We start from the raw sequence: 23158 nt of genomic DNA on the forward strand, positions 1-23158 counted from the left end.
CAAGTGCCTCGGCTAGGGGAACATGGCGTCACAGATACCCTCAAGGCTTCTGCGCTTGGGACGACCCACAGACAGCGGAGGAAACGAAGACGACAGGGAACACAGGAAAATTCCCAAAATCAGACTCCCACTGGTTGTATGGCGAGCCTGTCGGCTCTGCGCGAGTGCCAACTCAGAGCGTTCGACATGCGCGAACCTACCTACCTCGAAATCAACCGCCATTTTTTTCCACTACTGGACAATCCGTCCTACCAAGGGAGCCTGCCGGCCAAGGGGCTGTTTCAGGAATTGGACCGGATGCGGGCCAAGGGGGACTATGACAGCGCAGCCATTGCGCTCAGCAATGCGCTTTTCGATCTACGCGAACCGGAGTTCTTCTGTCTTTCTTGGAATCTGACCAGAGACATCAAAGCCTCACACCACGTCATGGAAGCAGCACGCCAGGCTTTTGGGGAAACTGCACCGCGCATAGATACAATGAGTATAGATTCTATGCCTCTGGTATCGGCCATCCACGATGTGGCACAGGAAATCGAGGCCTCTATTCCCAGTCAGTTCAGCGGCCTTCTGGAGATCCGATCCGCAATCCAGATCACAGCCTATGAAAATGCCCTGGATGGCATGAACATCACCCCCCACCTGCCGATGTTGAAAGACCAGTGCGTCGGCGGCTCTGTAGCGGCAAAAGTAGTTCTTGCAGAAGTCGCCATGCGGAACGAACAATTTCACCTGGCAGACAAAATCCTGAGCGATCCAGATGTTCAAAACAGCCCAACCAATCTGGTTCACAGACGCAAGGGTGAACTGGCCCTGCGCCGCGGCGATGGTGCAGCCGCAGCAGACGCCTTTGAGGCAGCAGCACTGATCCCCAATGAAAACCTGTCAAACGCTGATCGAGACCGAAGTAAGACCATGCAACTGGCGCGCCTGTCTGACTATTATTTGATTTTCAGATTTGAAGAAAAATACATAATTGTGCCTCAGGACAGAATGGTGGCTGGCCTGACCCGTGTGGCCGGCAGACCTGTACTGCTTCTAAAGGACAAGCAGCAAACTTGGCTTGAACGAAAAGCCTTTGATGCCGCACGGAAGGTCAAGCATCTGCTCGACCAGCGCTTTCTGACTAAAACGGCGCCAACACAGTCGGGGCCGACGATTTCACAGGTCTCACAGTTCAGCAAAGTCAGGAACTACGTAAAATCAACTGCGACTATGGTGTGGTCGATCCTGGCAAACTTCATAAGAAGAATCGGGGACTACCGCTCCTGGATGGCTCGCCTTCCTGCGCCTCTGACCAGAGTCCTGACCGCTGGCCTTGGCATTTCGAGAAGGGTCCTCAGTTCGCACAGATTAAAGAAGGCCAACCAGTTGAAAAAACGGGTGGTCAACATTGCCAAGCCTGCTCTAAGGCCGGCATTCCGCATCCTGATCCAACCTGTGAACTTCATTGTGGCCGCAGGTCGCAGGTGGGCCCAGAGTTCACTCAAGGACATCGTTTTCCATGCGTCACGCGCAATCTATCGAACACTATTGGGGCCAATAGTCATGAAGCTTGTGGGCGCACAGGTAGTCCAGCCACACCAAATCGCAACTGACCTGAATCAGTTGATAGAGTGTCTGTCTGACACATATGCCAATTCAGATGACGGCACACGCTCGCCGTTGCAATCGCACGCTGGATAAGCGCCAACTGGATGCAACTAACAGGGAGCAAACAGCCAAACAGTGCTGCCCTCAATGTCGAGTGAGTTCGCAAGCTGGCTGGACGTTGCAAGCTTCGGCGTGTCGGTTTGAGTCCAATCAACGGAAACTTCAGCATCGCCAAGACGAACAACCGTGCTCTCACCCACAGGCACACGGAGAGACATCAAAAACGCTCGCAGATGTGCTTCATGTCCTGGCTCGATAAGCCTCAAAAGCTCCTCACCAAAAGTCTGTGCAACAAGACGGTCCGTGAACGCAACGAAATCCAAGGGCTCATCTTCACGCCAGCGGCGTAAAAGGGGCGTCTCAAAAATCGCTACAGAAACGAGCTTGGCGAGTTGAGTGGCTCCATTTTGCTCAAGTGCCCGAACAATCTGCAGTGCTCTTCGACCTCCTTCCATCTCGATGGCCGCCGCCAACGACCTTGACTGTTCGCGCGTGTTCACCGCGCAGTCACCCCCATGGATACGAACATCCTCGCGCACAAATGACCGAGTGTGTCCGGTATCATTGAGCGGGTGCATGGTTGTCCGAGATAGGTCTATCGGTCCCATTGAGTGCCCGAGAATATAGTTCTGCGGATATTTGCTGATCGGGTCCACGCTCAGCATCAGCATGTCGTCGCTATCATCGCCAAAATACACGCGCGCATCAGACGGCTCTCCGCCTGCGTACCACAAAAACGTAATCGGGCATTTGTTCGGATCAAACGCCACAAGTTCACGAACAGCATACCGGCTGTGCATCACGTTTTTGTCGGCAGCCCAATGCATTTCGAACCCCGGCCTCGCATGGGGCGCCCCGGGCATGGCCAACATATGCAAAGGGTGCAAGTGCTGCAGGCCAAGTCTGCTCGTCTCAGCGCCTGTCAGGGTAATGGCCGTGCCATCATCATAAGCCTCAAGTTCCGATACCAGTGTGTCTGAATTGACCAGCAAAAATGGGCAAGCAACCCCATCATATCCATCGGCCAGCTTCTGCGCGAAGAACTCAAGACTACCGTCGGTCCACAACGTATCCGGCGGGATGAAGACCGGACATGCCCCTGCAAGTTTTGCCTCAGCCGTGGAACGATGAAACCAGTGCACATGCCAGACCACATCAGGCGTCCGGTCGCCAAGAGGGGTGACGAATTCAACCTCGCAGACAGCCTTCAGCGCCTCAAAGATCGGGCTCTGTGATATCTGATGTTGGCCGGCAAGCGTTGTGAAGATGCGGTAAGTCACACGGCCATATGCACCCATGGCCGGAAGGTTTCTGGCAGACAGAACATTGCGCAATGTCACGTCCAGGAAGAAGGCCACGTGCCGCTCGCCCCATACATTGGTGACGATATGGAAATGCATCAGGAATCCCCTTGCTGACTTGGCCGACCGGTCACATCACCGTATAGATACAGAGCAAACCACATAGATATCGCCCCTTCCCGCACTTAGCTATCCCGCTATGATCTGCGGCACCAAAAAGTCGCTTCCAGAAATACCGAAACATGGCCAGAAACACCTCGAACACATTTCCGGCTTTGGACATAGCCTTGGAGGCTGCCGCGCAGCAGCCTTTGTTGAACGAGCTGGGCGCACCCCAAAAGTCAATTTTGGACGAACGCGAAGGCTCCGATCAAAGCCTGGTATGGCTCCATCTGGGTAGCGCGTGGCTAAAAATGTCCGTGATTGCTGATCTGGCCGAATTTTACTGCAAATCGACCAGGACACCCCTTGAGTGGCTGGGCTACGGCCAAATTCTGCAAGAGGCTGGGGGTGCGTCGGGAATACGTGATGAGGCGCGCACATGCTTCAAGGCCGCCTTGGACGCAAACAATCGCCTCGCAGAAGCCCACTTTGGTCTTGGCCGCATCGAACAATTGGGCGGCAACGCCGACCAGGCGCTTGAACACTTTCAAACCTGCACCGGTCTTGCGCAGCACGCACATGCGGCGCCAGATGCACATCTCAAGGCAAATGCATTTTGGGAAGCAGCAACAATTCTGGATGACTCCGGACGCGATACCGAAGCCCTCAGCTGCTATCAAAGCGCAATATCACTCCTGGACAGCTTTGGGGTCCATCATGTGCAGTATGCCCGCTTCCTGCGCCGCATAGGCCGGCGGGAGGAAGCCGCCGATCACTATCTGGCCTGCGCAAGGTATACCCACCGCTATTTTCCAGAGTTCCAGCCACCACGCCTTGGGCCCGCAGCTGCGCCTGCATCTGTCGACGGGCTGGACACCATTTTTACAACGCCTGACGGCGACAACGTCTACTTTCATGCTGGTAAGTACACGTTGCTTCCTGCCGGCGAGCAGCCAAACAGCCCAGCAGAACTGGCCAAGCTGTTTGAGCCGGCGACCGCAGACCCCGGTGCCGGGCGTCGCGCTCGACTAATCAATTCGGTGACCCGGCTTCTGCGCCCAAAACTCAACCGCCCGTCGCCTCCGCTCGCCAACTCCGTTGCAGAGCTGGTTTGATGCGATCAGAATGTGTCACAAAGCATCCAAACACAGCACTTGTAGACATTTCACCTAGGGCTTTTGATCGGAACCAGGAATTTGCGTGATTTTCTAAGAGAGACCAAAAAGGTTTTGCGTCCGCGCACGCGGGTTCAAACTGCATTGAATGCGCTGTCTGCGAGAATGGCCAAGCCCGCATCAAACCAGACGCGTGTCGCCCCGACAGCGGCTCCAACACCTCCTGCAGCACCTGCCGAACCATTCATCAAGGGAGCCGAGGCGCCAAAAATGGTCGACCTATCAACATGGCAAATGCCGCTGTCTCCGAAATTCGAGGCAGACAAGTCCTCGTGGCGCGCCATATCGACGGCCGACTACAATGCCTCGGAGCAAGCCGCCATGCGGCATCTCAGCATTCCCAGTCTCATGGCCTTCCAGCCAGCTTCATTCCAGTCTGTCGGTTGGCCAACGCATGTTCGGGATGATGAAGAACTGGCCCGATACGCGGACCATAACTTCGAAGCTGAAGTGCCCGCGATGTATCATCAGAATGCGGAGTTTTCTCCCGTCGGTTTCGTCAACGCTTTCACCCCCATTGAGGCAGAACTGGCAGCAAATCTGCGCGAGACCGTTGCTGACTTTACGGCCCGGAGGTTCGGCCGCGCCGTCAAGCCAATGACAAATCTCATGGTGCAGTTTGGCCCCTATCGATGCATGGAAGCACTTTCCAAGTCCTACGGCCGAAAACTGGATGTATTCGAGCCGGGCCCCGGCGCCGGGTTCCTTGGCGCCCTCCTCGCCCAGAATGGATATACCTACGCAAGCTATGACGTGACCCAGTCACTCTATCTTTGGCAGAGCCACCTCTTGGACGCAGCAACAGGTGGCGGTTTCACTGAACTCGCCCATTCGGACAACCTGAACGATGTAGACAGAACCGCTGTCCTGCATTTGCCCTGGTGGATGTTTGCCCTTCAGCTCGGCACCACACCCTTGCGCTACGATCTTGTCTATTCGAACTCTAACCTTGGAGAAATGACCGCTGTCGCGTTCCGCCAGCTGATTCTCTATAGCAAGCTGCTGCTGCAAGACTCTGAAGTCGGTGCGTTTACCTTCTTCAGCAGCGGCATGACCCGCTATCAGACGCTTGAAACAATCGATGCAGGACTGCGCGCCGAAGGTTTTGTTCCAGTGATGACCGAGCCGTTCCACTGCTACCAGCTTCAGGGCCGCGACCCCAAACCAATACTGGACGCCTTTGAAAATGGGATCCCGCACATCGGTGGCACAAGGGCCGATGCGACACTGGATGCAAATGAGGTTTTCAGGACTCCAGTCAGCGAAGCTCCCGTGGATATGGAGCTCACCAAGTGGTTCCACGGGTGGAAGGCACCAACCAGCAACGACTAGCCCGAAAGCCAATCCCGGGTGTCAGTTTGCGGCTTTTTCGCGCGCAATCGCCTCTATGGTCGCTTCAAACACCAGTTCGTTGCCGGCTTGGGTGTAGTGACAGCAGTCATCGACATACATCTCACGCAGGTCTTGACCATCGAATACGCGTGTCATGTCAACGAAACTCACGCCCTGCTCACGTAAGGCTGCCCCGGCTGTGCGAAATGCGGGATAGACCGTGTTGATGGGCTCAATCACCCAATCATATGGATGGTCTGGTGCAATAGGATCATAGTCCGTCGTGGCACGATCCCACTGGTTGGGCTGCAGAATGTGCAGGTAGATTGCCCCATGCGCTTCAGCCAGAAGCGCCATGCTGCGGCTGGCCTGAGCCCAGCTATCGACGGTGACGTCCCAAACATCACTCCCATCCGGGATCGGGGATTTGATTGATGTTGGGAAATACCCGGAGCTTTTGAGCTCGGCCGGCGCCTTTGCCGCATTGCGGCCAGCCCGCCAGCGGTGCCAGCCGACCAGCCCCTTGCGGTAGAGTTTCAGCGATGCCAGCCGCGTATGGTGAGCATCATATGACGCCTGCTGGGCCGCGAATGAGTGATAGTTGGATAACTGGTTCCACATGCTGGCCGGGGCACCTTGCTGATCCAGATGTCGCCCCCAGGCACCCCACAGAGAGTCTGCAGGATAGGTTGGTTCAACGCCGCTATCCCAGTTCTTGAACGTTGTGACCGCTTCGTTGAAGCCATCAATGTTGATGACGATGTCGAAGTGCTGGCCGATGTTCAAAAAATACGCAAGCGTCATCAGCTGCTGCGGCTGCTTGAATCCAGGCAGCGCAAAGTTCAGAACACGAACTGTCTTGTTATCCCAGTCCCCGACTGTTCCTAACCTGGCAAGCGTACCGGATATCTGGCTGGAAAGCGCATAGCCACTGCCCACTGACCCACCGAAGACTCCCACCACGATTTCGTCTTCTTGAGGTGTATACGGATAGTCGCAACAGGCACTTCCGTCTTCGCGGACCAGATTGTGGATGCCGCGATTGTTTGCTCGCCATTGGGTGTCATCGATATATGCTCCTTCGCGGGTTGGGCGCAGCACATACCCCGCATACGGATGGAACACTGCATCAGCAACCTGGAGACCCGGGATGGTGATCGTTCCGTCCGCCTCATCCGGACCAAAATATGGAAGCCGCCCTTCATCAACGAGAAAGAACAAAGCGGCCATAACCTCAAAAATGACGACAAGCACTGCCGCTACAGCCAAATAGGGGGCAACAGTTTGAGCATTCGGCAAATTCAAATTCCGCACGTTTCCAGCCTAGTCAAAATATGTGATAACCCGCACCCATCGCGGGGGCGGCCAGTAACCTTGCGATGCAGATGACCTTTGCCGCGTAAGACTGTCAACCAGCAAGGCCATCAAAGCCAGGGAGCCTATGCTTTATGAGCAACTTTTGGGATGACGAAAGGGTGCGACGCGCCAGGCGGCTTGTCCGGGAAAAGGCGCTGCCTGAACTTGGCAGCATCTTCACGATCACATGCATTAGCCTTGTCGGCGGGCTTATTTTCCTGCTCTTCGCGAATTGGGCAGCATCCGGCTATCTGCGTGCCAACCCAGACATACTTCTATCCAGAGCAGAGCGGATCAACGAAAACACGCGCTCGGTTCGAGAGAAAATGATCCCGCCGGACAAAATTGCAGAGTGGTATGATTTCACATCCCCAGACGAACTGCAGCCCATGTGGGACGAGTACTACCAGGCGGGGGCCGTTTTTGAGAGCTATGTCCACTATCGCTCAAGGACACTGATCGGTGACTACTATGGAATGCGGGAAGAAGGCTTCCGCAATGTCCGCGATCAAGGCCCATGGCCGCTGGAAGCGTCAAACTACAACGTCTTCTTCTTTGGCGGATCAACTTCCTTCGGCGTGGGGCCCTATTGGGGCACGGTCGCATCTTACCTGCAGGAGGAGCTGAACTCGGCCGGCCAGTTTGAACGTCCAGTGAAGGTCTACAATTTTGGTCGGTCCGGCTACCACTCCAATCAGGAGCAAATTCTGTTTCATCGGCTCATGAGTGATGGGCATATGCCGGATGCCGTCGTCTTCCTGGACGGCCTCAATGATTTCTGCTTCCTAGATGGTCAGCCGTCCAGCTGGCAGATGCTCGCGCGCCACTTTGACAGTGTAAACGAGCAGGCACGCGCGCGAAGCAGCGGCGAAGACGTGGACACCAACTGGTCCGACCTCGGCGCATTCATAAGCGGCATGCCTCTCACACGCCTCATCGGTGCCTGGAACGCTCGCTCAAATGAAGAAGCCATTCCGACTTATACTGGCCCCCAAGGCGCTATTGATGAGCCTTCGCCACCGGCTGAAAAACTCAACAAGGTCATAGACCGCTACCTTGGCAATATCAGCCAGGTGGAAGCGGTTGCTAAGGCAAATGGCATTGCCTCTTTTTTCGTTTGGCAGCCCATCCCCACCTACAAGTATTCCGCCGAGCACCACCTTTTCTACCCGGACCGGCTGGGTTGCCACACCGGCTCCAAGTTCGGTTACCCGATCATGGCAAAACGGGTCGAACAGGGTTTGAACACAGAGTCGTTCATCTGGGCGGCCGATATGCAGAAAGATCTGCGGGAAAATGTGTATATCGACGCGTTCCACTACACAGCGCCCTTCTCACGCGACATTGCGAAATTGATCGCGGGCAACATGACCCCGTTCGGCACCACCACCGGAAAGACGTCGGAGTAAAAACTTATGAGCGCCGATCAGTTGGATAAACGGCAGATTGCGGTTGCAACCATCGCTGTCACAAGCGTTATTGCGGTCTGTTTCGTCGTTCTGGAGTTGCTGGTTCGCACGTTCATCTTTGACCCCGGCCTCTCCTACATCCGCACCCCTGGCTGGTCGATGCTTGTAAAGACCAACGGTCAGCTGCCGCATGTTGAAGGTGACCACCGCATCATCATCAACAGCCAAGGCTTTCGTGGTGACTTACCGCCTTCAGATGCCGCGCCACATATTGCAGTGATTGGAGGCAGCACGGTCGAGGATTGGGTGCTCAGTGAAGATGAAACCTGGTCAAAGCAATTGCAGGAAGATCTGCGGAAATGCGCACCAACGGCCTGGGCTTCCAACCTTGGCAAGTCAGGCACCAATGCACGGCATCACCTGATCCAGCTTCCCGAAACCGAAGCCTACATGCAGCACAACGACTACATCGTCGTTCTAATGGGGCTGAACGACTTTTTGTTCGACTTTCGGATACATCACCCATTCGAACTGCCGGAAAACTGGTGGATAGATCAGGCGCTGATGTCTCAGGGTGGTAGTGAAGGTTCATTAGCGTCGGTCGCACTCGCCAAAAGGCTGATCAGCGGTATCTTCGCGCCATCCAGTGGGGAACAGGTATCAGATTTCGGTGCCTATATGGAGTATCTGTGGGAGGCCTACCGGAACGTGAATGACGATCAATGGGTGGACACTTTGCCAGACGCCTCAGAGCACCTTGCGACTTACCGGCAAACAATCCGAAGCCTTAAGCAGTATGCTGATGAAAACGGCACCAAGATTGTTTTCGTCACGCAACCCTACGCCTGGTCCGACGACATGGACGAGACAGTCCGAAGACAGATTTACGCGGGCTTCATAGGTTCGGACATTACAAGCCCGGATACGAAGTGGTACACGCCTGACGCTCTGAGGCGCGGCCTCGATGCGTACAATGAAACGCTGCTAGATGAGTGTGAATCAGGCAACTTGATGTGCGTTGACGCAGCCCAAACCATGACGGGGCGTGCGGAGTTTTACTATGACGACTTCCACTTTTCTGAGCGAGGAGCAGACCACATCGCACAACGGGTGTCCGAGTTGCTGACACAGGATATCAAGAACGAATGCCGCTAGTTGAGCAGCGACATGTAGAGATGCCGGCCATTCGCTGACAGTTCAGCAATATCAGCAGCCTCTTTGTCACTTCCTTTGCCCTGCAAATGCTTTTCAAGCCAACCCAGCAACTCAAAGGCATACTCGACCTGGCCGAACACCTCGGCAAACGAAACAAGCTTCAGCACCTTTTCCAAGGTGAAAGCCGACATGTCTTCACCCTTCTGTTCGCATCGAATGGGGTCGCGGAAGTAAACGCCATGTGCCTCTATCAATTGGCCCCAAAGCGGATATAGACCCGGCAAATGCGATGCTGTCACATCTGAAGCGCTTCGTCCCATGTAGTGCAGGCCAATCATGTCAAAAAACTCAAAGCCTGCGGCTCGAAGATAGCTATCAATGTCGCTGAAGAAGGGGCGGTCTTTGTAAGACTCCACAAAGGAAATTTCTGCCATGATCCCAATCACGTTGGGCAGAAGTGTTTCGCCACCTCGAAGGATCTCTAGTTCAGCACCCTGAACATTGACCTTCATGAAATCAATGTCCGCGCCTCCACGCTTTTCAGCCCAATCGTCAAGCGTTGTCGTCTGCCACTGCTCAGTGCCGGTTGGATAAAAGATATCGGTCGACATGAAAGCGTCCTGCTGGTTCTGGAATTTCCAGCGGTCAGTCAAATCCGTATTCTGGGGAAAACAGGATCCGCCGCCCGGACTCTTGTTTTCATAGAATGTCACTTCCGTCTGTGTGCCCCACAAGGCTCCGGGGAAATACTGATAATCCAACCCGCGGTCAGCCGCTTCCTTATTGAGGTTTTCCACTTCTGCGGCATCAGGCTCAAACCCAAAGAGGCGAACCCGACTTGGGTCAAAAACCTGCCATCGGGGGTCCGACAAAGCCTCGCGAGCACCCCCGTCAAGAATAGTGAAACGCTCATCAACACCAAGTTTTCTGGAAATAATATCGGTCAGAATAAAGCCCTGACGGGTGGTGTAGCGGGTCCGCATCGCAGTGTGCTCATCTGAGAGCACGGGCGGAACAGCACCCTCATCGCCGGCTCCGTCAATAGACGCACCTGACTGTGGGCGCGCGGGAGAACGCAGAAACAAGCCCTTCACGAAATCACCAAGATTGGAATCTGGATCCGCCACTGATGCGCGATAGGCGCGCCTGGCACTACCCAACTTTGATCGTAAGCGGAATACAGCGTTTTTCATGTTAGATCCTTAGGCCCCAGACAACCGATGAGCCGACTCAACACCAAGTTACGTAGGCTGCGTATATCCGGAATGGTGTTATCGCCAAGGGTTTGACACTATTCCGTCCGCCATCCAAATGAAACCAACCTGAAACAAGCGACACCTCATGGGTCATATGGACAGATTCAAGCAGCCTGCACTGATTGCATTGTCAATTTTGATGGCAATCGTCCTGCTGGAGATATTCTCGTTCATTGCCCTGAGCATAAGGGCCGCCTCAGGCCCCAAGGTTTCCATTTTTGAGGCCGCCGACACGCTCGTATCCCGCCATCCGTGGATTGCCGAGAGCCTTCCATATGGCCTCTATGACCCTGTGGTCACCCAGCGCTACCGGTTCGGGCAGGACCAGGGGACCATGGAGATCAACGCGTCAGGCTTTATCCACAACGGATCTGACGAGCCGCTACTGAACACTTTCCCGGAAAAACCAGATGGTGTGTTTCGCATCATGTTACTGGGCGGCAGCTCCATGGCAGGCAATGCTCTGCAAAGCGGCAACACACAGACCATCGCGGCTTACTTGGAACGCCAGCTCAACGCGTCAGGTGTTTCAGCAGAAACAGGGCTGACATTTCAGGTTCTGAACTGGGGGCATAGCGGCGCGTACTCATATACCGAGGCGGTCAGGTTTCTGTCAGACGGCATCCACGTTCACCCCGACATGATCATGATGCTGGATGGCTGGAACGATACTGTGCAGGCCAATCTTGAGCACCGTCGGATGGACGTGCCCCACGCCCTGCTAAATTGGGGTAATTTGCACTACCAGTTTTATGATCGGATGTTCGCCCTGAGATCATCCACAAGCGGTCCTGCTCTCTTCACCTACACGATGGGTGTCATCAACTGGATGGGGCTGGGCGCGAATACCAGTGAGAAGCGCCCTGCCGCCTACGAAACAAACCCTGTCTACCCGCTTTCAAGCCACATCCTAAAAAGCGATCCAACCATGGCGGGCGTCCTGGCCGGCAATTGGAAAATCGTGGCTGGCTGGGCGGCTGCCAGCGACGTTGGCTTTGCCGCCTATCTTCAGCCCTTTGCCGGTCATCTAAGGGATGCCGCGCCACAAGAGGAAACAACCGATCTTGAAGCGCGTTTCCGCCTTCTGGCGGATATCCACGGGCCGGACTGGCAGCAGGACAACTACATGGCCACTATGACCGCAGCTTTTGACGCGTACCGCCAGGAACTCCGCCCACTGAACGACGCATTTCCCTCCCCGGATGTCCGGTTTGTGGATTTGACTGATTTCTTCTCGAATGTGGCTGAACGGGTCTATCTGGATCAGATCCACTACAACGAGCGCGGCAACGAAATGCTGGCCACGCGGTTTGCCGCAGATGTCGAAAAATACCTGGCGCAACGTCGCCAGACATCATCTGAGACCAACTGACGCGGTTACCTATGGCAAGCAGCAGCCAGACTGGGTATGACTCCCTCACTCAATATCCTGTTCAGCCAAGCTGATCTGGATCATTCCCGCACTTGGCAGCTTCTGGCAGATACCAGACACAGTTTGCTACATGAGTTCGAGACCACGGGGGCTTTCGCTGGACTATGGCACTTCAAACTTCCTTCATGTCGGAAGACGAACAGGACATTGCTTCTGAATTCCTTGAGCAGGGCTATGTCATCCGCCCTGTTGACGACAAGGCAGGCCTGGACGCCCTGCGTCTGGGTATCGTCGAAATCGCCTGCGAGCATCTGGGTATCGACGTCCCCAATGACATCGACCACTTCCTGAACAATTTTCAGGACCACGTCTCGATCGAAAATCTTAACGATCTGCGCCTCAACACCTACCGCAAGATGAATGCGAAAGAGTGGTTCCGGCCCACCTACTACGCTGCGGGCAAATCCAAGCTGGCAGCATTGGTCGGCAATGAGCTGGCCATGCAGAACCGGGTGAACCTCTCGATTCAGCTTCCTGATGACGACAGTTCGCTGCTGCCCATTCATGCGGACTCCTTCGGCGGCGAGACGCCCTATCAGGTCGTACAGTGGCTACCGCTTGTGGATTGCTACAAGACCAAGACCATGTTCATCCTGCCGCGCCCGGTAACGGAGCGCGTCTATGCTGATTTCAAGAAGTACGAAGGCCAGGGCCTGGATGCTTTGTATGAAGACGTAAAAGACGAACTCGTCTGGCTCGATGTGCCCTATGGCAGTGTTCTGATCTTTTCGCCCAACAATTTGCACGGCGGCGTCATCAACGTGGAACGTGAAACCCGCTGGTCCATGAACTGCCGCTTCACCGGTCTGTTCACGCCCTATCGGGGCGCTGAGAAGAAGCTTGGCTCTTACTACCTGCCCATCACCACACGCGCTGTGACCAAGACGGGCATGCAGTACCGTGAGCCATCAGGCTTTCAGGAATAGGAACGAGGAAGAGGGACACTCACATGACCAATCGCCATGGCTATCGCGGCTACGTCACCAATCGCTCCTTTGGCGGCCTGCAAATGCCGGTGCCCGTCCAGGCCCTCGTCATGCGCGACTACTGCCAGCGCAACGGCCTGACCTACAAGCTGCACATCAACGAAAACATCTTCCCGCACTCCTACATCGTGCTGGAAGGCCTGCCGGACGAACTCAACATCTATGAGGGCATTCTGGCGACATCGATGTTCATGATGCCCGCCCGCGCCGAGCGTCGTCGCCGCATTTATGAGCGCATCCTGGAAGCGGAAGGCTCCCTGCACTTTGTACTGGAGGATCTGGTCATCAGAACCGAGGCAGATATTGAGCCGGTTGAAGAAATCCTGATGGTGACCCAGTTGCTCGGGGAATCCCCATCACCTGACCAGGCTGGTGCTGCCGCTTGAGGGTCGCAGTCACCGGCGCGGGCGGCTTCGCCGGCAGCCATATAGCCAGGCATCTGAAGTCAGCAGGCATGGATGTAACTGCGGTCATCCGCAGTGTGCATCCCGATACGCTGGCTTCGCTGCCCCATGTCGATGTGCAGCAGGCAGACCTGACATCCGGAATCAGTTTCTCAGCACCCATCAATGCCCTCGTGCATTGCGCCGCTGAGATACCCGCCCGCTGCCCGGACCCCAATCAGCTATATGCCGCAAACGTCGATGCTACCCGCAACGTGCTTTCAGCGGCACTTGATGCGGGTGCGACACACATCATCTTTTGCTCATCCATGTCTGCCTTCGGCACCATCACCGCAGACCTGGTCACCCCCCAGACCCCCGTCTCAGATCCCGACAGCTACGGCCGCTCCAAGCTCGCCGGTGAAACAATGCTTGATGAGATGGTGGCCGCAAGGCCCGAGATTGGATCTGTGTCCCTGAGGTTGCCAGGCATCGTTGGCCCCGGATCTCATGACAATTTCCTGTCAGCTGCTGCGGGCCGCATGCTCGCTGGCGACCAGATTAACGCCCGAAATCCCGATGCGCCCTTCAACAACATCCTGCCGGTCGCAAGCCTCGCGAGATTTGTGGAACATCTGATCACACACACCCTGCTAGGCCACACAAGGTTAACGCTCGCGGCCCAGAACCCCGCCCCCATTCGCCAAATTTTGGCGGAAATACAGGCCGGAGCAGGTACACACGTGCCTGTGGCGTTCGGCTCAGGTGGCCACTCTTTTCTGGTGTCGTCCAAAGACGCCTGCAAATTTGGCTATCAACCGCCCGATGCCTGTCAGGCTGCTCGTCAATTCGGGCAGGATTGCAGGGATTTCAAAGACTTATAAATCCAGATGCGAATTGCATTGTGGGCCGCCAATATGCTACTGACCCGCAGATCAATGAGGGGTTAGCGCGTGGCTTCCAAGAACAACTCTCACGAGGATTATTCCCGTGAGGATGACGTACAGGTCGGCTCAGAACGCAGCTTCGGCTTTGTGTTTGCAGCCGTGTTCGGCATCATTGCCGTTATCAAGGTGGTTTTCGGCGCCGGAATGACCAATTGGACCATTTTCTGGTTCAGCGGCTCCGGTGTATTTCTCGCAGTCGCCCTTATCATTCCACGAATTCTGCGCCCCTTGAACGTCGTCTGGTTCAAGTTTGGCCTGCTGCTGAATTCGATTGTCAGCCCAATCGTCATGGGGCTCCTGTTCTTCGTAACAGTGACGCCCATCGGTTTGCTGATGCGCCTGTTCGGCAAGCGCCCCTTGAACCTGAAATTCGAGCCAGAAGCCGAGAGCTACTGGATTCACCGTACACCGCCAGGCCCTGAGGCCGGCTCCTTCAAAAACCAGTTCTGAGTGAGATCCAATGTCGTTTCTGCGTGAAATCTGGGCGTTCCTGATGGCCCGGCGTAAGTTCTGGCTGATCCCGATCTTCGTCATGATGGTGATTTTCGGTGGTCTTGTGGTGCTGTCGAAGGGCTCCGCCGTGGCGCCGTTCATCTACACCATTTTCTAGGCAGCGCTGGACATATCACCGATGAAGATTCTGGGCCTTTCCGCCTTCTATCACGACTCCGCCGCCGCCTTGCTGGTGGACGACCGCATCGTTGCGGCCGCCCAGGAAGAACGCTTTACGCGCAAGAAGCATGACTCGGCCTTTCCGACGCACTCGATCAATTACTGCCTTGAAGAGGCAGGCCTGACGATCGACGACATTGACCATGTGGCCTTTTACGATAAGCCGTTCCTGAAGTTTGAACGGCTGCTGGAAACATACGTGGCCTTTGCGCCGCGCGGCTTCCGCTCATTCCGCATGGCAATCCCGGTCTGGCTACGTGAGAAGCTCTTCCAAAAGGACCTTCTGGGCACTGAGCTCAAGGAAATGGCCAATAACGGCTTCGATCCGGCTGAACAGCTGCTGTTCTCCGAACACCATCTCAGCCACGCGGCCAGCGCGTTCTACCCTTCCCCCTTTGAGGAAGCGATCGTCCTGACGATGGATGGTGTAGGCGAGTGGGCAACCACTTCCGTGGCGCACGGCAAAGGCAACAAGCTTGAAGTCTTGCGGGAAATCCACTTCCCCCATTCCATCGGCCTGCTCTATTCAGCTGCGACCTACTACACGGGCTTCAAGGTCAACTCTGGCGAATACAAGGTCATGGGCCTGGCGCCTTACGGTGAGCCGCGCTTCAAAGACCTGATGATGGAGCACCTGATCGACGTGAAGGAAGATGGTTCCTTCCGCCTTGACCAATCCTATTTCGACTATTGCACCGGCCTCACGATGACCAATGACAAGTTTGCCAAACTGTTTGGCGAACCCGTCCGTGACGCTGATGAGCCTTTGACCCAGTTCCACATGGACATTGCCGCCTCTGTGCAGGCTGTGACCGAGGAGATTGTTCTGCGTCTGGCACGCAGTCTGCGCAAGGAATTTGGCATTCCAAATCTTTGCCTGGCCGGCGGCGTGGCTCTCAACTGCGTGGCAAACGGCAAGGTCGTCCTTGCAGACATATTTGACCGTGTATGGATTCAGCCTGCAGCCGGCGATGCTGGCGGCGCCGTTGGTGCTGCACTGGCAACCCGCTACCTGAACTTCGGCGAAGAACGCACAGTGCCAAATGGCCTTGATGCCATGGCTGGCTCATACCTTGGTCCGGAATACTCTCAGGAAGAAATCGAAAAGCAGCTGACCGAAGCTGGTGGCGTGTTCACCACGCTGTCTGACGACGACCTGTATGATCAAACGGCAAAGGCCCTCGCAGACGAAAAAGCCATCGGCTGGATGCAGGGCCGCATGGAATTTGGTCCTCGCGCCCTGGGCAACCGCTCTATCATTGGCGATCCACGCAGCCCGGCGATGCAGAAGACGCTGAACCTACGCGTGAAATACCGCGAGTCCTTCCGCCCCTTCGCTCCATCGGTTCTGCGCGAAGACGTTGGTGATTGGTTCGAGCTTGATGACGATTCGCCCTACATGCTGCTGGTTGCGGGCGTCAAAGAGTCTCGTCGCAAGGCAATGACTGCAGAAGAAGAGAACCTCTTCGGCATCGAAAAGCTCAATGTGCCGCGATCAGACCTACCGGCCATTACCCATGTGGACTACTCTGCGCGTATCCAGACCGTCCACAAGGAAAGCAATCCGCGCTACCACGCGTTGATTTCCGAGTTCAAGAAACAGACGGGTTGCCCGGTTGTGGTCAACACCAGCTTCAATGTGCGCGGTGAGCCTATCGTCAACACCCCACATGACGCCTTCCGTTGCTTCATGGGGTCAGACATTGAAGTTCTGGTCATTGGCAACGCCTTCCTGCGCAAGGAAGATCAGGACCCTGCCCTGGCACTGGACTACAAGAACGCCTTCGAACTCGACTAGAAGGCCACAGGCCTGACTGCTGGCTCAAACGAGCTGCGTGCAACAAATCAAGATGTCAGATCCGTATGTCGGACAATGACTATCCATCGCTAACCGCCCGCCTTGTGGATGCTGTCCGCAAGGGCAGGGAACGCGGATTGGGATGGGCAGTCACTCGCATGCGTGAGGAACTGGTCACGCCAACCTCAACGCCCGGCAGCGCTCTGCGCAACCTTCTGGCCGCCATTGAGCGGGGCATCCGCGCGCGAACACCTGACGCGGCATCGCAAAACACCCTGCACTACTTCTACGATCTCGAAATCGCACCCATCACCTACGACTTCGCGTCCTATCTTGCCTTGGCTGAAATGGAGCGGCGCAAACGCGGCCTGAACAAACTGCACATCGTCATAGTGCCGGGCCGGCGTCTGGAAAGAGAATTCGACGACTACCAGCACATCGTGACGCCGCAAATGCGGCAGGCCAGAATCATGGACATGCTGGCCCCGCTGGCAAAACTCCTGCCTTCCTGTATCGACCTAACCATCTGTGCATCCAAGTCTGAAGCCGCAAGCCTGCGCTTCGCGTCTGCAGCACACATCTGGCCTAACGGGTATTCCCCAACATTCCCCGTGTCACCTCACCACCGCCTCGTGCGCGACCGGGCACGCCAGGGCGAGGCCGTGTTTCCTGTTTTCACAGCGCCCCGTGAAGCGATGGAAACCGTACAACAGACATTGGCGCCACAACTTGAAGGGGCGCTGCCTGTCGTCATCACACTACGTGAATATGGATACAATCCCGCCCGCAACAGCAACATCGAAGCCTGGGGCGCATTTGCCCGCGGTCTTGATAAAACGCAGCACCGCGCAGTCTTCATCCGCGACACACAAACTGCCTCGGATCCGATCCCTCAAGCCCTCGATGGGCAGATCATCTACACCCCGGCAAGTTATGACCCGGTCCTCAGAATGGCGGCCTACGAGCTCGCCTACATGAACCTCGCTGTGATGCATGGCCCAATGGAGCTGTGCTGGTACAATCAGGCCTGCACATATGGCCTGTTTCTGGAGGCAGGAACGGCCCCACAAAACACCGAAGAAGCCATGATCAATCAAGGCTTTAACCTTCATGGCGACTTGCCGTTTGCGACGGCCCGTCAACACTGGTATTGGCAGGGCGATACGCACGACACGATTGCTCATGCCTTTGATGACATGGTCACTCGCATAGAGAAAAATCCCCCGGAAACCGAAATGCAGGCCGGACACAAACATGACTAATGCCAGCCAAGTGGTCGGTCAGGATAATAGAAGCCCCTTGCGTAAAGCGGTGGACGACATCGCAGACGGATTGCGCGAATGGCGCGTCTGGCACTTGCTGGGCCTGAACGAAATCAAGCACCGCTATCGGCGGTCAACAATCGGACCATTCTGGTTGACGCTTTCAATGGGGGTCCAGGCGGCCGTCATGGGCATTCTGTTCGCCTACCTTTTCCAGTCTCCGATTGACCGCTTTCTGCCTTTCCTCACCATGAGCCTGGTGCTCTGGGGCTTTCTGAATGCCACCATCATGGATGGGTCAAGCACATTCATATCTTCTGCCAGTTTCATCCTGCAGTCGCGGCGACCACTGAGCATCTATGTATTTCAGAACCTGTGGAAGAACATCATCATCTTCTTCCATCTGATCGTGATCTTCTTCATCGTGGCCGCGATCTACGGCATGTATCCGGGATGGCATTATCTCGTCGGCCTACTGGGACTATTGCTGTTCTGGGTCAACCTGGCCTGGGCCTCGTTTGCAGCAGCAATCCTCGCAGCGCGTTTTCGCGATGTTCAGATGATCATCCAGAATGCGTTTACCGTTCTATTTTGGGCGACTCCAATCCTTTATGCGCCCGAACAGCTCGGCGGCGGCCGCGCGACCCAGATAGTACAGTTGAACCCGCTCTATCACGTGATTGAAGTAGTGCGAGCACCAATGTTGGAGAACATGCCCAGCGCAATGAACTGGTACGTCGCCGGTGGCACCGCGATTGCCGGATGCATCTTCACGCTCTTCTTGTATGCACGTACCCGTGCACGCATCCCTTATTGGATTTGAAATTATGGAACGCGTGATCGCCGACATGGTCAATGTCGAGTACCCGGTATTCGACGCCAGCTCGCAGTCCTTGCGACATATGCTCTTTCTCAACCACATTCCGCGGTCTAGCGGCTCTGTGCATGTTGGCGGCACCCTTGAGCGGACGAAACACCGAAGTTTCGTCCGGGCTCTGAAGGATGTGTCATTCACAATCAAGGATGGCGAACGTGTTGGTCTTATCGGCCATAACGGATCAGGCAAAACTACGCTGCTGAGAACGCTCGCAGGTATTTACGAGCCGGCTACAGGCACAATGGCGACCAAAGGCCGTGTGATGCCGCTTTTCAACCTCACCGAAGGCATGTCACCGGATGCAACGGGCCGCGAACTGATCATGATTCGCGCCGTACTGCTGGGACTGTCGGAAGCTGAAACAGAAGAGATCACGCCTGAAGTGATGGAGTTTGCCCAGCTGGGTGACTACATCGACCTGCCCGTCCGCACATATTCCACCGGCATGCTCGTGCGGCTGGCATTTGCCATCACCACAGCAATCACGTCGGAAATTCTTCTGTTTGATGAGCTGATTGGTGCCGGTGATGCTACATTTGTTGATAAGGCACAGGCCAGACTGCAAAAGTTCGTTGAAAAATCCAGCGTCATGGTCGTCGCAACGCACTCTGCCGACATTATGAAAAAGTGGTGCAACCGCGCGATGGTCTTTGAGCATGGCACCATGATGTATGATGGCCCGGTGAACAACGCCTTGGCTGAATACGAAAAGATGGTGCACGCCGCAAAATGACAAAAGGCGAAGAGTTGGCTTATCTGGAGCCTATCGGCTCTTTGTCTCCGGCTCCTGCGGCGGTAGCGCTGATCGTCGACGAGCAAGGTCGCTATCTCGTCCAGTTGCGTGACGACATTCCAACGATCTTCTTCCCCAATCACTGGGGCTGTTTCGGCGGGGCTCTCGAGCCGGGCGAAACCCACCTTGAGGCACTCCATCGCGAGCTTCACGAGGAGCTTGAACTGGATTCAGCGCCTTTGGGTGCTGAAGAATTCACCCGCTTCACCTTTGATTTTGGTTTTGCCGGCGGCGGTATCATCGACCGCGCTTTCTTCGAGGTGCCAATCAAAGCCGCCCAGGTAGCTGATATGGTCCTCGGCGAAGGCAGCGAGTTGCGCCTATGGGAAGGCCCAAAGCTATTGAAGCAGCCTGTCGTCCCCTATGACAGGTTTGCCATCTGGATGCACTGCTACAGAACACAGCTTGCCCTGGGGCAATCCCCCACGCCATAACGACACTCCAACAGGAGATAACGATCCATGAGCCTTACGCATCTCAACGCCACCCCAACCAATCCGGAAAACACAGTCATTCTGGGTGCCGGTTTTGTGGGCGCAGCAACCGCCCGTCATCTTAAGGCTGCAGGTGCGAACTGCACCGCGCTCTCCAGCAAGGATCTCGACCTTCTCGCCGACGGCGCCGCAGACAAGCTGGCAGCGCTTTTGACACCCCAAACGACACTTGTGATCGTTTCCGCCCGCGCACCGGTCAAAAATCAGCAGATGCTGATCGAAAACCTGCAGATGTTGGCTCCCATCTCGGAGGCATTGACCAAGGTCATGCCCGCCCACGTGGTGTATGTGAGTTCCGATGCTGTCTACAAGGACAAGGACGGCCCCTTGGACGAGGCCTCCTGCGCTGAGCCAGGAAGCCTGCATGGTGTTATGCATCTGGCCCGTGAGGTCGCTATCGCAGACGCTGTAGGCAACACTCCCTTTGCAGTGGTACGTCCCAGCCTCCTTTATGGTGCAGGCGACCCTCACAACGGATATGGCCCAAATCGCTTCCGTCGATTGTCAAACACCGGCCAGACCATAACTCTATTCGGCGAAGGCGAAGAGCGCCGCGACCACATCCATATTGATGACGTCGGCACGCTGATTTCGCGGATCATCCGCCAAAAGAGCACTGGGGTATTGAACATCACGACCGGAGAAGTGGCATCATTCAAGGAAATCGCAGAAAAGGCCAATGCTCTTGCCGGCGGTAAATCCTCGATCGAGGGCTCACCCCGGGTAGGCGACATGCCCCACAACGGTTACCGCCCGTTTGACGCATCAGCCACTTACGCCGCTTTTCCTGACTTCAAATACCTTTCGATTGATGAAGGCCTGGCCAAGGCGCAGACTGAGGCAGACGCGGAAGGCAACTAGCCCTCCGGAACCCTGCTGCGATCAACGGAAAGCTAAAACACCATGAAAGCCGTAATTCTAGCAGGCGGATATGGCAGCCGACTGAGCGAAGAGACCGCCCTGCGGCCAAAGCCCATGGTGGAAATCGGCGGACGCCCGATCCTTTGGCACATCATGAAGATCTACGAACGCCATGGCATCAATGAGTTCATCATCTGCCTTGGTTACAAGGGTTACGTGATCAAGGAGTATTTTGCGAACTACTTCCTGCATCACGCCGACGTGACGATTGATCTCGCCTCCAACGGTATGGAGTTTCACCAGGCCAATGCCGAGCCGTGGAAAATCACACTTGTAGACACCGGCGTTGAGACAATGACCGGCGGCCGCATCCGACGCATTTCCCAACACCTTGATCCGGACACCCCCTTTTGCCTGACATACGGTGATGGCGTCGGTGATATCGACATTTCAGCATCCATTGCGTTTCACAAAAAGCAGGGCGTCGAAGCGACTATGACCGTGGTCGCACCACCCGGACGCTTCGGTGCAACAGTTCTGGATGGTGATCGCATCGCAGCTTTCGAGGAAAAGCCACGCGGAGATGGCGGCCGCATTAATGCGGGCTTCTTTGTGTGCGAACCAAGCGTCGTCGAGCATATTGTCGGTGACACAACTGTCTGGGAGCAGGAACCGCTGCACGCCCTTGCCGCCAAAGGCAGCCTTGCCGCGTGGCGTCACGACGGTTTTTGGCAACCAATGGATACCCTGCGTGAGAAACAAATTCTTGACGGCCTGATTGCTGACGGCACGGCACCGTGGATGCCGGATAACTCATCTGTGTCCGGAGCACCTAAAACGTGACCGTCCCGTCTCCCAGCTTTTGGCGAGGAAAACGGGTTCTGCTGACCGGCCACACAGGGTTCAAGGGGAGCTGGCTCGCAACCTGGCTTCTGGACATGGGTGCTGAAGTCCACGGCTTGGCGTTGCCTCCCGAAACTCAGCCCAATCTGCATGAAATCCTAGTGCTGCCATATACCTCACAAACCATCTGCGATCTTCGTGACGCAGAGGCAGTTTCAAATGCCGTCAAACAGATCAACCCGCAGATCGTCCTGCATCTCGCGGCACAGGCGTTAGTGCGCCGCAGCTATAAAGACCCTGTGGAAAGCATTGCTACCAATGTTCTGGGCACGGCCCATCTGCTTCAGAGCCTGCGCGGATGCGATACGCTGGACGCGATATTGGTCGTAACGAGCGACAAAGCCTACGACAATCCCGCATATGCGCCTGGACACACGCACCCTCCTTTCAAGGAAGGTGACCCGCTGGGCGGCCGCGATCCATACAGCGCCTCCAAGGGCGCTCAGGAGATCATTACACGGAGCTTTGCTCAGAGCTTCTTCAAAGAGGCAAATATACCGGTCGTCACAGCCAGAGCTGGAAACGTAATCGGCGGCGGCGATTGGTCGAATGATCGCCTGATGACAGATGTCATCGCAGCCTCCGCGAACGGCCAGCCGGTCATCTTGCGAAATCCACATGCCACCCGCCCATGGCAACACGTGCTGGATCCCCTTGCCGGATACCTGACCTACGTTGAATACACCTGTGCTCGCACCACAGATGCACCTGCTTTAAATTTTGGGCCGGATGGAGCTCATACGGTGGCCGAAGTCGTGGATGAATTTGCCAATTGCTGGCCGGGCAGCTTGGGATGGGCCCGTCCGGAATCTGCCACACCAGTTTCCGACAAAGCTGAGGCATCCGTGCTTGCCCTTGACCCCAGCCTCGCCAGGCAGACAATCAACTGGCAGCCGAGACTCTCATTTGCAAATTCTATTGAGTGGGTAGCAACCTGGCATCAGGCACATTTGGCCGGAGATGATATGGCTACGACTACCCGTGATCAGATCACCCGATTTCAGGACCTGTAAC

The 23158-nt window shown here is 55.7% G+C and carries 22 protein-coding genes; 19 read left to right on the forward strand and 3 right to left on the reverse strand.

What is annotated here, in order from left to right; all coding sequences use genetic code 11:
* The first annotated feature begins 186 nt into the window (after nt 1-186).
* Nucleotides 187-1683 carry a hypothetical protein gene (locus ABXH05_RS05200; RefSeq protein WP_353560076.1) on the forward strand — a complete coding sequence of 499 codons (1497 nt, stop codon included), beginning with the start codon at nt 187-189 and terminating at the stop codon, nt 1681-1683.
* Nucleotides 1684-1700: 17 nt separating this feature from the next.
* Here ABXH05_RS05200 and ABXH05_RS05205 read toward each other — a convergent pair whose 3' ends face one another.
* The gene (locus ABXH05_RS05205) at nt 1701-3050 is read right to left on the reverse strand and encodes a hypothetical protein (protein WP_353560077.1); all 1350 of its coding nucleotides are present in this window, start codon (nt 3048-3050) and stop codon (nt 1701-1703) included.
* A 143-nt stretch (nt 3051-3193) separates the two neighbouring features.
* Here ABXH05_RS05205 and ABXH05_RS05210 point away from each other — a divergent pair, with 143 nt between their 5' ends.
* Nucleotides 3194-4168 (forward strand): tetratricopeptide repeat protein, encoded by a 975-nt coding sequence (locus ABXH05_RS05210; protein ID WP_353560078.1) that lies wholly within the window; start codon nt 3194-3196, stop codon nt 4166-4168.
* Between the two features lie 270 nt (nt 4169-4438).
* Nucleotides 4439-5560 carry a hypothetical protein gene (locus ABXH05_RS05215; RefSeq protein ID WP_353560079.1) on the forward strand — a complete coding sequence of 374 codons (1122 nt, stop codon included), beginning with the start codon at nt 4439-4441 and terminating at the stop codon, nt 5558-5560.
* Nucleotides 5561-5581: 21 nt separating this feature from the next.
* Here the strand turns inward: ABXH05_RS05215 and ABXH05_RS05220 are convergent, their stop codons facing one another.
* A complete protein-coding gene (locus tag ABXH05_RS05220; RefSeq protein ID WP_353560080.1) occupies nt 5582-6859 on the reverse strand; it encodes an SGNH/GDSL hydrolase family protein in 1278 nt (425 codons plus the stop codon).
* A gap of 149 nt (nt 6860-7008) precedes the next feature.
* Between ABXH05_RS05220 and ABXH05_RS05225 the strand changes: the two genes are divergently transcribed.
* Together ABXH05_RS05225 and ABXH05_RS05230 are read left to right on the forward strand one after the other, a co-directional pair.
* Nucleotides 7009-8325, forward strand: coding sequence for an SGNH/GDSL hydrolase family protein (locus ABXH05_RS05225; protein WP_353560081.1), 1317 nt, complete (start codon nt 7009-7011; stop codon nt 8323-8325).
* 6 nt (nt 8326-8331) lie between these two features.
* Complete coding sequence (locus ABXH05_RS05230) at nt 8332-9480, forward strand: SGNH/GDSL hydrolase family protein (protein WP_353560082.1); 1149 nt, start codon at nt 8332-8334, stop codon at nt 9478-9480.
* On the opposite strand, the gene ABXH05_RS05235 is transcribed toward ABXH05_RS05230, so the two are convergent.
* On the reverse strand, nt 9477-10463 hold the full coding sequence (locus tag ABXH05_RS05235; RefSeq protein WP_353560083.1) for an FkbM family methyltransferase: 987 nt from the start codon (nt 10461-10463) through the stop codon (nt 9477-9479). The genes ABXH05_RS05230 and ABXH05_RS05235 overlap by 4 nt on opposite strands.
* A 367-nt stretch (nt 10464-10830) precedes the next feature.
* Between ABXH05_RS05235 and ABXH05_RS05240 the strand changes: the two genes are divergently transcribed.
* From ABXH05_RS05240 to rfbG, 14 genes are all read left to right on the forward strand, one after another.
* Nucleotides 10831-12108, forward strand: a complete 1278-nt coding sequence (locus tag ABXH05_RS05240) for a hypothetical protein (RefSeq protein ID WP_353560084.1) — start codon at nt 10831-10833, stop codon at nt 12106-12108.
* Nucleotides 12109-12272: 164 nt separating this feature from the next.
* Complete coding sequence (locus ABXH05_RS05245) at nt 12273-13094, forward strand: sporadic carbohydrate cluster 2OG-Fe(II) oxygenase (RefSeq protein ID WP_353560085.1); 822 nt, start codon at nt 12273-12275, stop codon at nt 13092-13094.
* 23 nt (nt 13095-13117) lie between these two features.
* Complete coding sequence (locus tag ABXH05_RS05250) at nt 13118-13540, forward strand: LIC12192 family sporadic carbohydrate cluster protein (RefSeq protein WP_353560086.1); 423 nt, start codon at nt 13118-13120, stop codon at nt 13538-13540.
* Nucleotides 13537-14421 carry an NAD-dependent epimerase/dehydratase family protein gene (locus tag ABXH05_RS05255; RefSeq protein WP_353560087.1) on the forward strand — a complete coding sequence of 295 codons (885 nt, stop codon included), beginning with the start codon at nt 13537-13539 and terminating at the stop codon, nt 14419-14421. The genes ABXH05_RS05250 and ABXH05_RS05255 overlap by 4 nt, the downstream gene beginning before the upstream one ends.
* A 69-nt stretch (nt 14422-14490) precedes the next feature.
* A complete protein-coding gene (locus tag ABXH05_RS05260) occupies nt 14491-14934 on the forward strand; it encodes an SxtJ family membrane protein (RefSeq protein WP_353560088.1) in 444 nt (147 codons plus the stop codon).
* Between the two features lie 10 nt (nt 14935-14944).
* Entirely contained in the window at nt 14945-15094 is a 150-nt protein-coding gene (locus tag ABXH05_RS05265) for a DUF5989 family protein (RefSeq protein WP_171815978.1), read from the forward strand.
* A gap of 21 nt (nt 15095-15115) precedes the next feature.
* Entirely contained in the window at nt 15116-16954 is a 1839-nt protein-coding gene (locus ABXH05_RS05270) for a carbamoyltransferase family protein (RefSeq protein ID WP_353560089.1), read from the forward strand.
* Nucleotides 16955-17019: 65 nt separating this feature from the next.
* Nucleotides 17020-18216 carry a hypothetical protein gene (locus ABXH05_RS05275; protein WP_353560090.1) on the forward strand — a complete coding sequence of 399 codons (1197 nt, stop codon included), beginning with the start codon at nt 17020-17022 and terminating at the stop codon, nt 18214-18216.
* On the forward strand, nt 18209-19039 hold the full coding sequence (locus ABXH05_RS05280) for an ABC transporter permease (protein ID WP_353560091.1): 831 nt from the start codon (nt 18209-18211) through the stop codon (nt 19037-19039). Before ABXH05_RS05275 ends, ABXH05_RS05280 begins: the two co-directional genes overlap by 8 nt.
* A gap of 4 nt (nt 19040-19043) precedes the next feature.
* Entirely contained in the window at nt 19044-19826 is a 783-nt protein-coding gene (locus ABXH05_RS05285) for an ABC transporter ATP-binding protein (protein ID WP_353560092.1), read from the forward strand.
* A complete protein-coding gene (locus tag ABXH05_RS05290) occupies nt 19823-20320 on the forward strand; it encodes an NUDIX domain-containing protein (protein WP_353560093.1) in 498 nt (165 codons plus the stop codon). Before ABXH05_RS05285 ends, ABXH05_RS05290 begins: the two co-directional genes overlap by 4 nt.
* A 27-nt stretch (nt 20321-20347) precedes the next feature.
* A complete protein-coding gene (locus ABXH05_RS05295) occupies nt 20348-21241 on the forward strand; it encodes an NAD-dependent epimerase/dehydratase family protein (protein WP_353560094.1) in 894 nt (297 codons plus the stop codon).
* A gap of 42 nt (nt 21242-21283) precedes the next feature.
* Complete coding sequence (rfbF, locus tag ABXH05_RS05300) at nt 21284-22084, forward strand: glucose-1-phosphate cytidylyltransferase (RefSeq protein WP_353560095.1); 801 nt, start codon at nt 21284-21286, stop codon at nt 22082-22084.
* Nucleotides 22081-23157 carry a CDP-glucose 4,6-dehydratase gene (rfbG, locus tag ABXH05_RS05305; RefSeq protein WP_353560096.1) on the forward strand — a complete coding sequence of 359 codons (1077 nt, stop codon included), beginning with the start codon at nt 22081-22083 and terminating at the stop codon, nt 23155-23157. Before rfbF ends, rfbG begins: the two co-directional genes overlap by 4 nt.
* The last annotated feature ends 1 nt before the right edge of the window (nt 23158 follow it).

It is taken from the genome of Pyruvatibacter sp. HU-CL02332 (genome assembly GCF_040362765.1).
Classification (GTDB): Bacteria; Pseudomonadota; Alphaproteobacteria; order CGMCC-115125; family CGMCC-115125; genus Pyruvatibacter.

What these genes read in the sequence shown, in the direction of transcription:
- ABXH05_RS05245 (WP_353560085.1), top strand. Translation starts at nt 12,273, where the DNA reads ATGGCACTTCAAACTTCCTTCATGTCGGAAGACGAACAGGACATTGCT.
- ABXH05_RS05275 (WP_353560090.1), top strand. Translation starts at nt 17,020, where the DNA reads ATGTCGGACAATGACTATCCATCGCTAACCGCCCGCCTTGTGGATGCT.
- ABXH05_RS05265 (WP_171815978.1), top strand. Translation starts at nt 14,945, where the DNA reads ATGTCGTTTCTGCGTGAAATCTGGGCGTTCCTGATGGCCCGGCGTAAG.
- ABXH05_RS05225 (WP_353560081.1), top strand. Translation starts at nt 7,009, where the DNA reads ATGAGCAACTTTTGGGATGACGAAAGGGTGCGACGCGCCAGGCGGCTT.
- rfbF (WP_353560095.1), top strand. Translation starts at nt 21,284, where the DNA reads ATGAAAGCCGTAATTCTAGCAGGCGGATATGGCAGCCGACTGAGCGAA.
- ABXH05_RS05235 (WP_353560083.1), bottom strand. Translation starts at nt 10,463, where the DNA reads ATGCGGACCCGCTACACCACCCGTCAGGGCTTTATTCTGACCGATATT.
- ABXH05_RS05215 (WP_353560079.1), top strand. Translation starts at nt 4,439, where the DNA reads ATGGTCGACCTATCAACATGGCAAATGCCGCTGTCTCCGAAATTCGAG.
- ABXH05_RS05290 (WP_353560093.1), top strand. Translation starts at nt 19,823, where the DNA reads ATGACAAAAGGCGAAGAGTTGGCTTATCTGGAGCCTATCGGCTCTTTG.
- ABXH05_RS05205 (WP_353560077.1), bottom strand. Translation starts at nt 3,050, where the DNA reads ATGCATTTCCATATCGTCACCAATGTATGGGGCGAGCGGCACGTGGCC.
- ABXH05_RS05270 (WP_353560089.1), top strand. Translation starts at nt 15,116, where the DNA reads ATGAAGATTCTGGGCCTTTCCGCCTTCTATCACGACTCCGCCGCCGCC.
- ABXH05_RS05240 (WP_353560084.1), top strand. Translation starts at nt 10,831, where the DNA reads ATGGACAGATTCAAGCAGCCTGCACTGATTGCATTGTCAATTTTGATG.
- ABXH05_RS05210 (WP_353560078.1), top strand. Translation starts at nt 3,194, where the DNA reads ATGGCCAGAAACACCTCGAACACATTTCCGGCTTTGGACATAGCCTTG.
- ABXH05_RS05200 (WP_353560076.1), top strand. Translation starts at nt 187, where the DNA reads ATGCGCGAACCTACCTACCTCGAAATCAACCGCCATTTTTTTCCACTA.
- ABXH05_RS05250 (WP_353560086.1), top strand. Translation starts at nt 13,118, where the DNA reads ATGACCAATCGCCATGGCTATCGCGGCTACGTCACCAATCGCTCCTTT.
- ABXH05_RS05295 (WP_353560094.1), top strand. Translation starts at nt 20,348, where the DNA reads ATGAGCCTTACGCATCTCAACGCCACCCCAACCAATCCGGAAAACACA.
- ABXH05_RS05280 (WP_353560091.1), top strand. Translation starts at nt 18,209, where the DNA reads ATGACTAATGCCAGCCAAGTGGTCGGTCAGGATAATAGAAGCCCCTTG.
- ABXH05_RS05285 (WP_353560092.1), top strand. Translation starts at nt 19,044, where the DNA reads ATGGAACGCGTGATCGCCGACATGGTCAATGTCGAGTACCCGGTATTC.
- ABXH05_RS05230 (WP_353560082.1), top strand. Translation starts at nt 8,332, where the DNA reads ATGAGCGCCGATCAGTTGGATAAACGGCAGATTGCGGTTGCAACCATC.